The 13,550-nt window shown below is 70.0% G+C and carries 12 protein-coding genes, 4 tRNA genes and 1 other RNA gene; 8 read left to right on the forward strand and 9 right to left on the reverse strand.

Annotation, left to right across the window (positions count from 1 at the left end):
• Nucleotides 1-53 precede the first annotated feature (53 nt).
• Nucleotides 54-1,166: a globin domain-containing protein gene (locus tag F9C41_RS35525; RefSeq protein WP_155391242.1), complete on the reverse strand. Its 1,113-nt coding sequence runs from the start codon at nucleotides 1,164-1,166 to the stop codon at nucleotides 54-56.
• A 63-nt stretch (nucleotides 1,167-1,229) separates the two neighbouring features.
• On the opposite strand from F9C41_RS35525, the gene F9C41_RS35530 reads away from it, so the two are divergent.
• Nucleotides 1,230-2,027 (forward strand): CPBP family intramembrane glutamic endopeptidase, encoded by a 798-nt coding sequence (locus F9C41_RS35530; protein WP_155391243.1) that lies wholly within the window; start codon nucleotides 1,230-1,232, stop codon nucleotides 2,025-2,027.
• Nucleotides 2,028-2,061: 34 nt separating this feature from the next.
• Nucleotides 2,062-2,436, forward strand: coding sequence for a hypothetical protein (locus tag F9C41_RS35535; RefSeq protein WP_155391244.1), 375 nt, complete (start codon nucleotides 2,062-2,064; stop codon nucleotides 2,434-2,436).
• Nucleotides 2,437-2,480: 44 nt separating this feature from the next.
• Here F9C41_RS35535 and F9C41_RS35540 read toward each other — a convergent pair whose 3' ends face one another.
• Both F9C41_RS35540 and F9C41_RS35545 read right to left on the reverse strand, forming a co-directional pair.
• The gene (locus F9C41_RS35540; protein WP_155391245.1) at nucleotides 2,481-4,826 is read right to left on the reverse strand and encodes a carboxypeptidase-like regulatory domain-containing protein; all 2,346 of its coding nucleotides are present in this window, start codon (nucleotides 4,824-4,826) and stop codon (nucleotides 2,481-2,483) included.
• Nucleotides 4,827-4,984: 158 nt separating this feature from the next.
• The gene (locus tag F9C41_RS35545; protein ID WP_196280091.1) at nucleotides 4,985-7,222 is read right to left on the reverse strand and encodes a carboxypeptidase-like regulatory domain-containing protein; all 2,238 of its coding nucleotides are present in this window, start codon (nucleotides 7,220-7,222) and stop codon (nucleotides 4,985-4,987) included.
• Between the two features lie 203 nt (nucleotides 7,223-7,425).
• Here F9C41_RS35545 and F9C41_RS35550 point away from each other — a divergent pair.
• Together F9C41_RS35550 and F9C41_RS35555 are read left to right on the forward strand one after the other, a co-directional pair.
• Nucleotides 7,426-7,516 (forward strand) — tRNA-Ser (locus tag F9C41_RS35550).
• Between the two features lie 55 nt (nucleotides 7,517-7,571).
• A tRNA-Arg gene (locus tag F9C41_RS35555) sits at nucleotides 7,572-7,644 on the forward strand.
• A 138-nt stretch (nucleotides 7,645-7,782) separates the two neighbouring features.
• Here the strand turns inward: F9C41_RS35555 and F9C41_RS35560 are convergent.
• Nucleotides 7,783-8,007 (reverse strand): winged helix-turn-helix domain-containing protein, encoded by a 225-nt coding sequence (locus tag F9C41_RS35560; RefSeq protein WP_144119775.1) that lies wholly within the window; start codon nucleotides 8,005-8,007, stop codon nucleotides 7,783-7,785.
• Between the two features lie 634 nt (nucleotides 8,008-8,641).
• Here F9C41_RS35560 and F9C41_RS35565 point away from each other — a divergent pair.
• Nucleotides 8,642-9,268, forward strand: a complete 627-nt coding sequence (locus F9C41_RS35565) for a DUF6230 family protein (RefSeq protein WP_196280092.1) — start codon at nucleotides 8,642-8,644, stop codon at nucleotides 9,266-9,268.
• A 66-nt stretch (nucleotides 9,269-9,334) separates the two neighbouring features.
• Nucleotides 9,335-10,723 (forward strand): DUF6114 domain-containing protein, encoded by a 1,389-nt coding sequence (locus F9C41_RS35570; protein WP_155391247.1) that lies wholly within the window; start codon nucleotides 9,335-9,337, stop codon nucleotides 10,721-10,723.
• Between the two features lie 68 nt (nucleotides 10,724-10,791).
• Here the strand turns inward: F9C41_RS35570 and deoD are convergent, their stop codons facing one another.
• The 5 genes from deoD to F9C41_RS35595 all read right to left on the reverse strand — a co-directional run bounded on the left by deoD (nucleotide 10,792) and on the right by F9C41_RS35595 (nucleotide 12,955).
• Nucleotides 10,792-11,502, reverse strand: a complete 711-nt coding sequence (gene deoD, locus F9C41_RS35575; protein WP_155391248.1) for a purine-nucleoside phosphorylase — start codon at nucleotides 11,500-11,502, stop codon at nucleotides 10,792-10,794.
• Between the two features lie 42 nt (nucleotides 11,503-11,544).
• On the reverse strand, nucleotides 11,545-11,688 hold the full coding sequence (locus tag F9C41_RS35580; RefSeq protein ID WP_155391249.1) for a hypothetical protein: 144 nt from the start codon (nucleotides 11,686-11,688) through the stop codon (nucleotides 11,545-11,547).
• Nucleotides 11,689-11,860: 172 nt separating this feature from the next.
• Nucleotides 11,861-11,950 (reverse strand) — tRNA-Ser (locus F9C41_RS35585).
• A 22-nt stretch (nucleotides 11,951-11,972) separates the two neighbouring features.
• Nucleotides 11,973-12,512 carry a hypothetical protein gene (locus F9C41_RS35590; RefSeq protein ID WP_155391250.1) on the reverse strand — a complete coding sequence of 180 codons (540 nt, stop codon included), beginning with the start codon at nucleotides 12,510-12,512 and terminating at the stop codon, nucleotides 11,973-11,975.
• A gap of 355 nt (nucleotides 12,513-12,867) precedes the next feature.
• Nucleotides 12,868-12,955, reverse strand: a tRNA-Ser gene (locus F9C41_RS35595).
• Nucleotides 12,956-13,014: 59 nt separating this feature from the next.
• Between F9C41_RS35595 and ffs the strand changes: the two genes are divergently transcribed.
• Nucleotides 13,015-13,110: signal recognition particle sRNA small type (ffs, locus tag F9C41_RS35600), an RNA gene on the forward strand.
• Nucleotides 13,111-13,240: 130 nt separating this feature from the next.
• The gene (locus F9C41_RS35605) at nucleotides 13,241-13,546 is read left to right on the forward strand and encodes a YbaB/EbfC family nucleoid-associated protein (protein ID WP_230690250.1); all 306 of its coding nucleotides are present in this window, start codon (nucleotides 13,241-13,243) and stop codon (nucleotides 13,544-13,546) included.
• The last annotated feature ends 4 nt before the right edge of the window (nucleotides 13,547-13,550 follow it).

Here is a 13,550-nt window from a genome sequence, read left to right on the forward strand (position 1 = left end):
GACACGAAGAGGCCCGCCGGACCGGCGGGCCTCTTCGTGTGTTCGGGAACGGCTCAGTGCTCGCTGAAGGCGTCGTAGCGGACGCGGGTCTGCGGCACCTTCAGCTGCGACAGGGTGCGCAGCGTGGTGCGGACCATCATCGGCGACCCGGACACGAAGAAGTCGTGCTCCATCCACGGGCCGAACCGCGACAGCGTGTCGGTGACCGAGCCCTCCTCGCCGCCCCAGCCCGGGTCTTCGCTGCACACCGGCACGATCGACAGCCACGGGTACGCCGCCGCCATCTCCTGCAGCGACGCCAGGTCGTACAGGTCGTCGCGGTTGCGTGCGCCGAAGAAGACGTGCACCCAGCGGGTCCGGTTGAACGTGGTCAGGTCCTCCAGCAGCGCCTTGATGGGCGACAGCCCGGTGCCGCCGGCCACGAAGACGATGTCGCGGGTGGACCGCCGGTCCAGCACCATGGTGCCCATCGGGGCGGCCAGCCGTAGCAGGTCGCCCGCCTGCACCCGGCGCACCAGCGCACCGGAGACCCAGCCCGCGCCCAGCGCCCGCACGTGGAAGTCCATCGTGTTGTCGGTGCGCGGCGCGTTCGCCACCGAGTAGGTGCGCCACACCCGCGGGTGGAACTTGGGCACCTCGACCGACAGGTACTGCCCGGCGCGGTACTCCAGCTGCTGGAACGGGCGCACGGTCAGCATCGCGATGTCGCTCGAACGGCGCTCGTGCGCGATGACCTCCGCGTGCCACCAGGCCGGGTTGCTGTCGGCCGAGGCGCCGGCGAGCATCTTGCGGGCGATGACGTCGTACGCGTCGCGCCAGGCCTGGTCGTACTCGTAGGACCACTCGGGGCCGGCGAACGTGCGCATGGCCTCCAGCAGCGCTGCGCCGACCACCTCGTAGTGCTCGGGCACCACCTGGAACTTGCGGTGGTCCCGGCCGAGCGAGCGCAGATACTCGTCGAACCGGTCCGGGTCGTCGACGGACTGCACCGCGGTCACGATCGCCCCCAGCAACCGCGCCCGCTGCACGTCCATGGTCACCGGGAACATGTCCCGCACGCCCGGATTGTTGAGGAAGATCCGCGCGTAGAAGTAGCCGGCCACTTTGTCCTGTTGCTCCTCGACAAGTGTCCAGCTTTCTTTCAACAGCCGCTGAAGGTCGCTCACGTTCGTAACGATGTCAACGCTGCGCGTTCGCCCGTCGCACAGACTGTGCGACCCTCTTGTGTCATGGCTGCTGAAGAGCTCGTCCGGGGGATCTCCACCCCCACCCGCCCGGTCCTGCGCAACGAGGTCTGGTTGCTGCTCGGCGTCTCGCTCGGGCACTCCGCGGTCTGGTCGGCGCTGTCGCTGGTCGACAAACTGACCCGCCCGGCCCCGCTGAACCAGCAGGCCTCCGAACTCAACGTCGCCCGCACCCCGGACCGGCCCTGGCTGGATCTGGCATTCCAGCTCGCCGGCATCTTCTTCGCGCTGGTCCCGGCGCTGTTCGCGGCCCACCTGCTGAACCGCGGGCCCGGCTGGGACGGCCGATTCGGCGCTCGCGGCCTGCTCGGGCTCGACGGGACCCGCCGGGGCTTCGACGCCGGGTCCGGGGCGCTGCTCGCCGCCGCGATCGGCATCCCCGGGCTGGCCCTCTACGTGGCCGCCCGGGAGCTGGGCCTGAACACCACGGTCGTCGCCGAAGGCCTCGGCGAGGTGTGGTGGGCGCTGCCGGTGCTGCTGCTGGCCGCGGTGCAGAACGCGATCCTGGAGGAAGTGGTCGTCGTCGGCTACCTGATCACCAGGCTGCGCCAGCTGTCCTGGGGCGTGCCCGCCGTGATCGCGACCAGCGCGCTGCTGCGCGGCGCGTACCACCTCTACCAGGGCTTCGGCGGGTTCGTCGGCAACGCGGTGATGGGTGTGGTGTTCGCGCTGTTCTTCCTGCGCTACCGGCGCACCGGTCCGCTGATCGTCGCGCACTCGCTGCTCGACATCGTCGCCTTCGTCGGATACGCCCTGCTCGCCGACCAGTTGGACTGGATCTGAGCGATCTTCACCGGCCCGGGGTAAGCATGGTGGTATGCGGACTCTCGCCACCGTGCTCGCCCCGCTGCTGTCCGGCGTGGCCTACCTGCTGCTGATCCCGTGGGACCTGCGCAACCGGCCCGAACACCCCGGTGAGCTGATCGAGACGACGCCGGTGCGCACCTGGCCGGTGGTCGTGTTCGCGCTGGTGCTGCTCGTGCTGGGACTGTGGCTGGGCCGCTCGGGCGTGCCGCCCTGGCAGGCGATGCCGCTCGGCGCGGGAGTGCCGTCGGCGCTGCTGCTCGTGTCGTACCTGACGCACCGTGCGCCGGACGCGAACCCGTGGCCGATTGCCTGGGTGTGCTTCACCGGGCTGATGGCGGGAGCGGTCGTGCTCGGCGCGCTGGCCGGGCGCCTGTCGGCGAGATGACGCAGGAGGGGCGGCAGCCGCCGCCCCTCCTGCGTGACCGATTGTCAGTGGTACTGGTACGCCAGGACCGTCGGGGTTCCGTTGGCGTGGACGCGCACCGATGTCGCCGAGGCGAGGTCCGTGCCGCCGTACCAGCCCCGCTCGTAGCCGTAGCCCGCGTTGTACTGGAGTTTGACGTGCTGCGAGCCGAGCACCCGATACACGGCCTCGCCGCCGTCCTGCGGGACGGGGGCATAGCCGGCCACGTCACCGGTGCCGACGGTGTAGGCGACCGAGAATCCGCCCGCGGGCGAGCCGGCGGCGGTGACCCGAACCACCGTCCCGAGCTTGAGCCGCTGGTCGAACGTGGTCGTCCGGCCGGACCTCACCCGCACCGTGACCGCGTCGTGGCGCTTGGCCTGCCCTCCGCTCCACTGCCAGGCATGGGAGTCGGTCTGGAAGCTCAGCGGCCACTCGTACGGGCCGAGGAAACCGATCGTGTAGCGGCCCTGGGCGTCGATGGCGGCATCGCCGCGGCTTCCATTGTCGATCACCGGCGTGGTGACCGAGACCAGCCCCCCGCCGACCGCGGCGCCGTCGGCTCCCGTGACGACACCCGTGACGGTGCCCGCCCGGTCCATCCGGATCCGGTGGATGTCGCGGGTCTGCCCTGCGGTGACCGTCCAGGACTTGGCCTCCCGCTGGTCGCCGGTGCCGCCGTCCTGGCCGACCCACTGCGCGCCGTAGGGCGAACCGTTGTCGGGCAGCGCGAAGATCTGGTAGCGGCCGGGCTCGACGGCGTTGAGCAGGACGTCGCCGTTGCCGTCGCTCTCTCCGGCGCAGCCCTGGAACAACCGGAAGCGGTCACCGGTCGCGGTGAACAGGCACACACCGGCGATCGGAGCGCCGGTCGCCGCGTCGACCACCTTCGCCTTGATCTTCGCGTACGGCTGGAGCGCCAGCTCGATCGAGGACTCCTGCCCGGCCGAGACCGTCACCTCGCCCGCGTTCTCGGCGTACCGGTAACCGTCCGCCCACGCGGTCACCGGCCAGGTGCCCGCCGGCAGGCCGGAGAGCACCACCGCGCCCTGCTCGGTCGTGCCGATCGACTCCCCGACCTGCACCCCGAAGTGCTGCACCGGTGCGCCGGTGACCGCGTCCCGGGCGGTGATCCGGACACTGCCCGAGGTCAGCCTCGTGTCGTCGACCTCGACCGTGCGTCCGGACAGGACCGTGATCGGATCTGCCGCGTCGGCGGTCGTCTTGCCGCGGGCCCACTGGTCGACGCGCGGTTCCGCGGCGGTGAAGTGGACCCGGTACTCGCCGGCCACCAGGCTGTCGACGCGCCAGGTGCCGCCGTCGCCGGTGGTGGTGGTCGCGGACGTGCCGTACTCGTCGGTGACCGTGACGAGGACACCGGTCAGGCCGGTGCCGTCGGGTTCGGCGAACCGGCCCGCCAGCGAACCGATGCCCAGCAACTCCTCGTCGCCGACCGTGACCACCTCGTTCGCGGCCACGGTGAAGACCTGGGCGCCGGCTTGGGTGCGGCTGCGCGGCACGTACTGCATGAACTGGTCGTTGTGGTCGATGCGCACCCGGTAGGAGCCGGCGGCCACGGGGACGCTGTACCCGTCCCGGGCGTCGGGGTGGACCGTGAAGGTGCCCTCGCCGTCGACGCCCTCCACCACGATCGTGTCGTATCCCGCCGTGTCGAAGTAGTAGGGACGGGTGATCCGGCCGGTGATCGTGCCCAGCGCCAGCACCGTGTCGTCGACGGTCACCGTCTCGCGGGCGACCACCTGGTAGGCGGCAGCCCGGTCGGGGTTGAGCGTGCCCGGCACGTACTGCGTCCGCACGCCGCCGAACGCTGGGGAGAACCAGATTCGGTAGGCCGCCACCAGCAGCTCGATGCTGTAGCGGCCGTCCTCGTCCGCCTGCGCGCTCTGCCACTGCCCGAATCCGTCAGTCCGCTGGAAGGTCAGGTGGCCGTATGCCAGCGGGGTGCCGTCGGGGTAGCTGATCCGGCCGGTGATCGTGCCGACGGGCAGCAGGGTCTCGTTCACCACGGTCTCGCCGCCCGCGGTGACCGTGAACAGGGTGGCGGCCTCGTAGCTGAGGGTCTGGTGGGCGAACTGCGTCTCGCGGACACCGACGGAGAAGCCGACCCGGTAGTCGTCGCCCGGCGGCAGGTCGGTGATCCGGTAGTAGCCGTCCGCGTCCGTGACGGCGCCGCCCCAGCCCGGCCCGGACGCGCCGACCGAGGCGTTCGGGACGGGTGCGCCGTTGTCGGTGAGGCGGCCGGAGATGGTGCCCGTATCGGGTTCGGCATGTGCCGGCGCGGTCAGTCCCATGGTGGCGACCGCGACGGTGAGCAGCGTCAACCCGATCCGGCGCAGCGTGTGTCTGCGCATACGTCCTCAAAGGTGTGAGAGGGGATGTGCACACACGGGTGATGAAGGGTCCCGTGAATGTGGCTCGCACACTAGCGAACGGGTCCGTCGATGCGCCGCCCGGCACGAACGAGGGCCGGCGACCCTTCGGCCCCGGCCCTCGACTGTCGCGCTCCCGCCTAGCTGAGCACGAACTCCTTGCTGCCGGTCGCCGGGACGAACACGGTCTTCGCGTGCTCGCGGTCGGCCCCGCCGTACCAGTGCCACTGCGGGCCCTGGTTCCAGCGCACCCGCACGAACTGCGGGCCGAGCACCCGGAACGTCACGCCCTGCGCGAACGGCGCCTCCGACCAGGTGCCCCCGGAGAAGTCGCCGGTCACCGTGTTCTCCATCGCCATGTAGCCGTTGCCCTGCACGCCGGGCAGCTTCACGGTGACCTCGGTGCCCCGCACCATGCGGTGGTCGTACCGGGTGTTCTTGCCGGCCTTGACCTTCACCTTGTCGGCGAGCAGCCGGTTGCCGGTGGTGCCGCTCCACTGCGGTGCATGCCCGTCCACCTTGAAAAGCAGCGGCCACTCGTACGGCCCGAGGAAGTCGATCGTGTACCGGCCGTCCGCCTCGAAGTTCGCGTAGCCGAAGCCGCCACCGGTGTTGTACTCCTGGTCGACCACCCAGACGGTGCCCCCGGGCAGCTGCCCGGTCTCGCTGGTCACCGTGCCGGAGATGACGCCCGCACGGTCCATCCGGATCGTCGGCGCCGTCGTCACGGTGCCCGCCGTGAACGTGAACACCTGGGCGCGCGGCTGCACGCCGGTGCCGCCGTCCCGGCCGACCCACTGCGCGCCGAAGCCCGCGGCATCGGCCGGGAACGCGAACAGCTGCCGCTTGCCGGCGTCGACCGGGAGGTTCACCACGCCGGAGGCGTCGGTCGGCTCGCAGCCGTCGCCGATGGCCGGAGCCACCAGGTCGAGCGCCAGCACGCACACGCCGGCCAGCGGCTTCCCGGTCGCCCGGTCCACCACCTTGGTGTGCAGCCGGGCCATCGGGGTCAGGTCGACCGTCAGCGAGGTCTCGGCGTCGGCCGTGATGGTGATGGTGGCGGAGGCGGAGAGGTAACCGTTGGCGAAGATCTGCGCCTGGTACGTGTCGGCCCGGACCGCCGGCACCGAGATGACGCCGTTCTCCGCGTTCGGCGATTGGGCGCCGAAGGAGGCGTAGAAATCCTCGATCGGCTGACCGGTGGCGGCGTCGCGGGCGCGCAGCGTCAGGCTGCCGGTCGGCAGCCGTACGTCGTCGACGACCGCGTTCTGCCCCGCGGCCACGGTGATCCGGTCTGCGGCGGCCGCGGTGACCTTGCCACGGGCGTACTGGTCGACGCCGTGCGCGCCGTCGAAACGCACGACGTAGTCGGCGGGCCGCAGCTCGGGGAAGGAATACCCGCCGTCCTCACCGGTGTAGGTCCACAGCACGGTGGAGCTGCCGTCGGAGAACGAGGGCTGGACCTGGACGCCGGCGAGCCCGGTGCCGGCGGCGTCGGTGAAGCGGCCGCTCAGCGAGCCGGTGGCCAGCAGCTGCTGGTCGATCGGCAGCACCGTGCCGGGGGTGACGGTGATGGTGGCGGCGTCACTCTCGTCCCAGGCGTTCGGGTACCACTGCACCAGACCGTTCTCCCGGGTCGACCGCAGCCGCCAGTCGCCGCCGAAGTCGTCGATGCGGTACTGGCCGTCCTGGTCGGTGATCGCGAGCGGACCGCCGACGCCGTCCCGGCCGACCAGATCGACGCGCACGCCTGGGGCGGGCCCGCCGTCCGCGGTGGTGATCCGGCCGCTGACGCTGCCGATCGGCAGCCGCGTCTCGTTCACGGTCACGGACTGGCCGGCGGTGACGTCGAAGACCGTGGCGGCCTCGGCGGTGCGGGCGCCGTACGCCCACTGCGGGTCGCCGAAGTCGCGCTGGAACTGGATCCGGTACCGGCCGGGGAAGACGCCGAGCGTGTAGTTGCCGTCACCGGCCCAGACCGCCGAGGTCTGCCCGGTGTCGCTGGTCGCGGTGACGTTGACCGAGAGGCCCTCGCCGTTGGCGTCGGTGAACCGTCCCGTGAAGGTGGCGTACGGGAGCAGTACGTCGTCGACGGTGGTGACGCCGCCCGCGGTCACCCAGATCTCCGCGGCGGAGCCCCAGTCGGTCGCGCCGTAGGCGAACTGCTCGGGCCGCCCGGGAGCCCGGAAGTGCACCCCGTACGGGCCGGGGTCGAGATCGGTGAGCTCGTAGGCGCCGTCGGCGTCGGTGACCGCGCTGCTCCAGGAAGGGCCGTACGTGCCGACCTGGACGCCCGCGACGGGCTGGCCGTTCGCGGTGAGGTGTCCCTTGATGGTGCCGGTGTCGGGTTCGGCCTGCGCAGGCGTTGACAATCCCAAGGTGGTGATCGTCACGGTGGCAAACACGAGCCCGAGCCGGCGCAGTGGTGTCCTGCGCATGTGTCCTCGGTGGGGTGAGAGGGATGGCTGAGCACGCTTCGGGGAAGTCCCCGCGCGCGACACGGTATCCGTTTTGCTCAAGGCCGTGGGGGCACGGTATTCTTCTGCGTCGGTGGTCAACAGGGCAACCTGGGGACCGCCATGGAGGCTTCGCCTAGTTCGGTCTATGGCGCCGCACTGCTAATGCGGTTGGGGTCTTAAAGCCCCTCCCGGGTTCGAATCCCGGAGCCTCCGCGCAGGACCACCTGAACGGCCGGGAATCCGGCCGTGTATGCTGATCCCGCACCAAGCGCCCGTAGCTCAACGGATAGAGCATCTGACTACGGATCAGAAGGTTAGGGGTTCGAGTCCCTTCGGGCGCACAGAAGCCCCCCTGAGCAGAAATGTTCAGGGGGGCGTTTGCGTTTCCGGGCCCAGGACGCCGGCACGGCTGATCCGGCGCACACGCCACCGCGCCCGCACCACCGGTGGCGGCGCGGGCGTGCAGGCGGCGGAGGGGGTCAGTCCTTGCGGTTGGGGTCCTTGACGAAGACTCCGTCCCCTTGGCGTCCCTCGATCAGGCCCTCAGCCTTGAGCACCAGCATCGCGCCGCGGACCGAACCGTAGCTGATCTGGTACTCCTCTCGGATCTGGCTGATGGACGGCAGTTTGTCGCCCGGCTTCAGCTCCCCCGAGCGGATTTTCTCGCGGATGGCGTTAGCCAGCCGCTCGTACTTCGCGGTCATACCATCTCCCATGGCTCGCTTCAGTAGTAGATCACCGTCACTCACCCCGAATCAACTCTTCAGCTGGATATCTAGACATAGTCAACTAGCTCGTTTATGGTGATGACGGTCTCTCCCATGGCTCGCACCCCACGGGTCGAGACCGATGGTGTGCCGACTGCTGCGAGGGACGCGTAGGCGGTACGCCGGGCGCGGCGGCCGCATCAGCGTGTGCCCGTGAGCCGCCGCGCCCTCCATGACGCCGAGGTCATCGGGTCGGCCGCGACGCGCGCATGGTCGGCTGTCTATATTCGATCCGGTCGGCGACCGGACCCGGCCGTTCGGCCGATGGGGGCCGTTTGCGCGGATCGGCGTTATCAAAACGTTACTGATCAGTAAATGTCGACGCTGCGTGACGCCAGAGGCTGGCAAGGCGGACAGCGTGGGCGAAAAACGGGGAGCTCCACGACGGTGCGTCACTGCAAATGATCGTGGCGGCCACCCGCAGTTACTGGTCAGTAGCTTGGCCCTTGTGGTCCGCGTCATAAGGCGGAAACATCGTCGGCACCCCGAGCGCGGTCTCACCCTGCGCACGGCGAAGACAGACCCCGCAGGCGGTGCGCCGCGGGGCAAACCCCATCGCGAGGAGGTCCCTGTGAAGGACTCGCAAGGCAATCTGGTACTGGGGCGTACCAGATGGCGGCGCTTCGCCGCCGTGGTGATCCCGGCGACCATCGCGGTCTCCGGCCTGATGGCCGGCGTGGCCAACGGCGCCGTCCCGGTCACCTTCCACGTCTCCGGGCAGACCGCCAAGATCTCGGCGGACGTCCTGGTGGCCAAGGGCTTCAGCCAGTACGGCAGCGTGGTCCAAGAGAAGAACGGCACGCCGCACCCGGTGGCGATGTCGGCGATCAAGGACGCGACGCTGACCAACCTGTGCCAGTCGGTGACCACGCCGATCCCGGGCCTGGGCGACGTCACGCTGTTCATCCGGGCCGGCCGCGAGAAGGACGCGCCAGTGACGGCGAAGAACCTGCTCATCGGCATGGACAAGCTGGAGGGCGACGCCGTCTTCACCAATATCAACATTGGTGCGGACGCCTCCGAGCTGACCGCCGGCGGTCCGCACCACGGCCAGGCCGGCCTGTTCGGCCAGGAGGCCGACCGCGCCGACATCGCGGGCGTCAAGCAGGTCGCGCGACTGACCCAGGCCGGCACCTTCGCGCTGAACGGGCTGTCGCTGACGGTTTCCATGGACAGCACTGGCTGCTTCGCTGACTGAGCTGTTCTCGACCGGGGACGTGTTGGCTAGGCACGTTCCCGGTCACCGGGATTCTTGGAGGCACCCGTGACCCTGTGGTTGTGGCAATCTCAGCGGTTCAGCGCCTGGCGGCGCAGCCGGCCGTTCTGGGGTGGGCTGCTGGCCGCACTGGCCGGTGTGGAGATCATCGCCACCACGAAGATGACCCTCGACGGGGCCACTCTCAGTGTCGGCATCAACGGCTTCCAGGCGCTGCTCATCCCGCTGATGCTGGTGCTGGCAGGCCTGCTGGCCTGGTTCACGCCCGCACAGCGGATGTTCTACGGCCTGATCGCCGTGTTCGTCGCGATCTACTCGCTGCTGGCCGTCAACCTGGGCGGCTGGTTCCTGGGGACGCTGCTCGGCATCGCCGGCGGCGGCCTGATCTTCGCGTGGAACCCGGCCGACGGCGACCCGGCAACTGACGGCGAGCCGGATTCCGGTGACGACGGTGACCAGCATGCGGACATGGACGGCCTGCTCGACGGGCCGATGACGGACACCCTGCCGCCCGCGGTGAACCCGCTGCGCGACGGTGTGCCCGGCCCGCGGCAGCCCGCCGTCGACGAGACCGTCGTCGACGAGACCGTCGTCGACGAGCGCCGCGGCGGCCCGCGCCACGCCGCCATGGTGATCGCCGTGGCGACACTGACGGCCAGCGCGCTCAGCCTGGTCGTGGCGCAGCAGCCCGCGCGGGCCGCGGACTGCGGTCCGCAGTCCGCGGCCCGGACCGGGCCGGTGCGCGAGGTCGTCGGCGGGCTCCTCGACGCGGTCGGCGGCCTGCTCGGCGCCGACCAGGCGTCGCCGAGCCCGTCGGCCTCGCCGGAGCCGTGCCCCTCCCCGGAGGAGCCGGACCCGTCGCCGACCGGGGGGCCGAAGCCGTCGGCCTCCCCGAAGCCGGAACCGTCCAGCAGCCCGCAGCCGTCCGGCAGCCCGTCGCCGAGCGGGTCGGCCTCGGCCGAACCGTCCGGCAGCCCGACCCCGTCGCCCGCGCCGACCCTCAAGGCCGCCCGCGGCCAGCAGGCGGTCGCGGAGCGGCCGGGGCTGATGACCGGCAGCCGGGTGACGATGGTCGGGCTCACCTTCGACGGGATCGTCGAACTGCCCACGAAGGACGGCGGGACCGTGCGGACCCTCCGCTTCTCCATGGACAGGTCGGACACCGACGACTTCCGGCTGCGGGTGTACGGCAAGGACGGTGCGGTCACCGACATCACCACGCCCAAGCTCACGGTGGAGGGCGACCGGGTGTACTTCTACACCAGCCGGTTCCGGGGCAAGGCCCTCGGCGTGCTGGACGTCGACTACACGCCCGACGAGCCTCCGCTGCTGACGCCGCCGCTGGTCTTCTTCACCGACCCGGTGATCGACCTGGTGTACGTCGACTCGCCCAAGCTGCGGGCACCCGACATGAAGATCCTCGAGCACAGGATCTGAGCAGATCGAAGGCCCCCGGCCGCGGAGCGTTCCGCGGCCGGGGGCCTTGTCGTATGTGCGGGGTGGGGTCAGGCGGCGACGACGGTGTCGAGCGCGATCTCGACCATCTGCGAGAACGTCTGCTCGCGCTCCTGCGCCGTGGTGGCCTCGCCGCGCTTGATGTGGTCGCTGACGGTGAGGATGGTCAGCGCGCGGGCGTTGTAGCGCGCCGCGATCGTGTACAGGGCCGCCGACTCCATCTCCACCGCGAGCACGCCGTAGTCGGCGAGGGTGTCGTACAGGTCGGGACGGTCGGTGTAGAAGGCGTCCGCGGCCAGGATAGGGCCGACGCGCATGGTGACGCCGCGCTGCTCGGCCACCTCGACGGCCTTGCGCAGCAGCCCGAAGTCCGCCACCGGCGCGTAGTCGATCAGGCCGTCGAAGCGCATCCGGTTCATGTTCGAGTCGGTGCTCGATCCGATCGCGGCGACCACGTCACGCAGGTTCAGCGACTCCGCCAGGGCTCCACAGGACCCGACCCGGATCAGCGTCTTCACGCCGTACTCGTTGATCAGCTCGTGGGCGTAGATGGAGGCCGAGGGCATCCCCATCCCCGAACCCTGCACCGACACCCGGGTGCCCTGGTAGGTGCCGGTGAAACCGAACATGTTGCGGACCGTCGAGTAGCACTTGGCGTCCTCGAGGTAGTTCTCCGCGATCCATTTGGCCCGTAGTGGGTCGCCCGGCATGAGGACCCGGTCCGCGATCTCACCAGGCTTGGCGCCGATATGCGTACTCATAAGGGCGATCTTCCCACGCTGCGGTGAGGCCCAGGCGGCAGATCACCACTCGGAGACGGGCTTCACGACCTCCACCTCGCCGCGCAGGGCGATGAACTCGGCGCGCGCCGTCTCGTAGAAGAGGTAGTTGAGCTCGTCGGTGTCCCAGTCGAGGAGCAGTTGGTATCCGTGCAGCCGGCGGGTCACCGGGGCGGCGGGGACGGGTGGTGCGGCGGGGCGGCCTGTGCCAGCACAACGCTCCTTCGTCGGAGGGTGAGGCGCATCATAGGCGCGGCGCACCGTGCCCGGGAGCCCGAAAGTCCTGCGGGAAAAGGAGAACGCCCGGCTGTCCGTGGAGGACTGCCGGGCGTTGCACCGTTGGCGGTGGCGGAGGGATTTGAACCCTCGGAGGAGTTACCCCCTCACACGCTTTCGAGGCGTGCTCCTTAGGCCGCTCGGACACGCCACCGCCGAAGACTCTACACGAGGATTCAGCAGGCCCCGAAACCGGTATTGAAGAGCCGGCTCAGATACTCGCCGTAACCGGCCACGGCCTTCTGCACGGCGGTTCCGTCGTGCAGGAACAGGTAGCCCCGGTCGCCCCGGGTGACCAGCAGTCCGTCGAAGCGGTGGCTGTCCGCGGGGGCCGTCAGCACCGTGGCGTCCGGGTACGCGGCCCGCACGTCCCCCAGCGAGCTGCCGGTGTGCACGCCCTCCGGGGTGCGCAGCGGCGCGTCGAACCACATCATCACCAGGCGGTCGTCGGCGGCGAAGACCAGGTTGCCCTGGGGCATGCCGGTGACCTGCGTGCTGCAGCCGGAGCGCGACCTGTCCAGGCGGGGCTCGAGGTCGGCGCGCTTGGTCCCGAAGCGCACGTCCCGCACACCCTGCAGGTGGACGATGTCCGGGCCCTGCACGACCGGCGTGGCGCTGACGACCGCCCCCTGCTCGGGGGTGGCCGGGGCCTGTGTCGCCTGGGCGCACGCGGCACCCAGCATCATGACGGTCGCGAGGGCGAAAGCTCCGCGCATGGCTGTCCCCCTAAAGACACCGGCCTGTGAGGCGACTCCCACCGGGGGTGAGGTCGTGTCCTCGACTATACGACTACATTCCGTGACTGCCACCTCACGCTGAGGTCGATTCACATTGCACCTTGCCCGTTTATATCCAGTCTCGCGATGTTTTATGCACTGCTAAACGGGTGAAAGTCCCCAGAGGGGGATGAAAGTCCGCACTCGGAAAACTGCGGCAGGGCCGTCCACCGGAGAAGGCCCGCATGGAACAGAACTGCGGCCTCGGGCTGCCGGTGACGATGGAGCCCCGAAACGGCGGAAGCCCCGGATCCACAGGGGACCGGGGCTTCGCGTAGCGCGTATGGTGCGCTGGTGGCGGAGGATACGAGATTCGAACTCGTGAGGGTTTTATCCCAACACGCTTTCCAAGCGTGCGCCCTAGGCCTCTAGGCGAATCCTCCGTCGAGAAGGATACATACCGGGGTCGGGGTCGGCACGTGCACCCCCGCCGGGTACAGTTGCGTAGCCCCCGTGCGGCGGCACCCTGTGAACCTCCCCAGGGCCGGAAGGCAGCAAGGATAAGCAGGCAATACCGGGTGCACGGGGGCCCTTTCATGCCCGCGCCCGCCCGACGCCGCGCATCTTCATGATCAATGACGGTGACGGTGGCGGGGACTACGCTGAGGGCGAATCCGACGGGTGACTGGTAGGGGAGTGCGGCGATGCGGCCGGGTGGACAGCCGAACATGCAGCAGCTGATGAAGCAGGCGCAGAAGATGCAGGCGCAGCTCGCCTCGGCGCAGGCGGCGCTGGCGGAGGCCGAGGTCACCGGCAAGGCCGGGGGCGGCCTGGTCACCGTGACGATGACCGGCTCCGGCGAGTTCCGCGGCATCTCCATCGACCCCAAGGCGGTCGACCCGGAGGACGTGGAGACCCTGGAGGACCTGGTGTCCGCCGCGTTCACCAACGCCGCCGACGAGGTGCGCAAGCTCACCGAGCAGAAGATGGGTCCCCTGTCCGCCGGTCTCGGCGGCATGGGCCTCCCCTTCTAGGCCC

The sequence above is a fragment of the Catellatospora paridis genome, from assembly GCF_009720365.1.
In the GTDB taxonomy this organism is placed as follows: Bacteria; Actinomycetota; Actinomycetes; order Mycobacteriales; family Micromonosporaceae; genus Catellatospora; species Catellatospora paridis.

Excerpts from the sequence above, each read along its gene's own strand:
- F9C41_RS35530 (WP_155391243.1), top strand. The coding sequence starts at position 1,230 with ATGGCTGCTGAAGAGCTCGTCCGGGGGATCTCCACCCCCACCCGCCCG.
- F9C41_RS35535 (WP_155391244.1), top strand. The coding sequence starts at position 2,062 with ATGCGGACTCTCGCCACCGTGCTCGCCCCGCTGCTGTCCGGCGTGGCC.
- F9C41_RS35540 (WP_155391245.1), bottom strand. The coding sequence starts at position 4,826 with ATGCGCAGACACACGCTGCGCCGGATCGGGTTGACGCTGCTCACCGTC.
- F9C41_RS35560 (WP_144119775.1), bottom strand. The coding sequence starts at position 8,007 with ATGACCGCGAAGTACGAGCGGCTGGCTAACGCCATCCGCGAGAAAATC.
- deoD (WP_155391248.1), bottom strand. The coding sequence starts at position 11,502 with ATGAGTACGCATATCGGCGCCAAGCCTGGTGAGATCGCGGACCGGGTC.
- F9C41_RS35590 (WP_155391250.1), bottom strand. The coding sequence starts at position 12,512 with ATGCGCGGAGCTTTCGCCCTCGCGACCGTCATGATGCTGGGTGCCGCG.
- F9C41_RS35605 (WP_230690250.1), top strand. The coding sequence starts at position 13,241 with ATGCAGCAGCTGATGAAGCAGGCGCAGAAGATGCAGGCGCAGCTCGCC.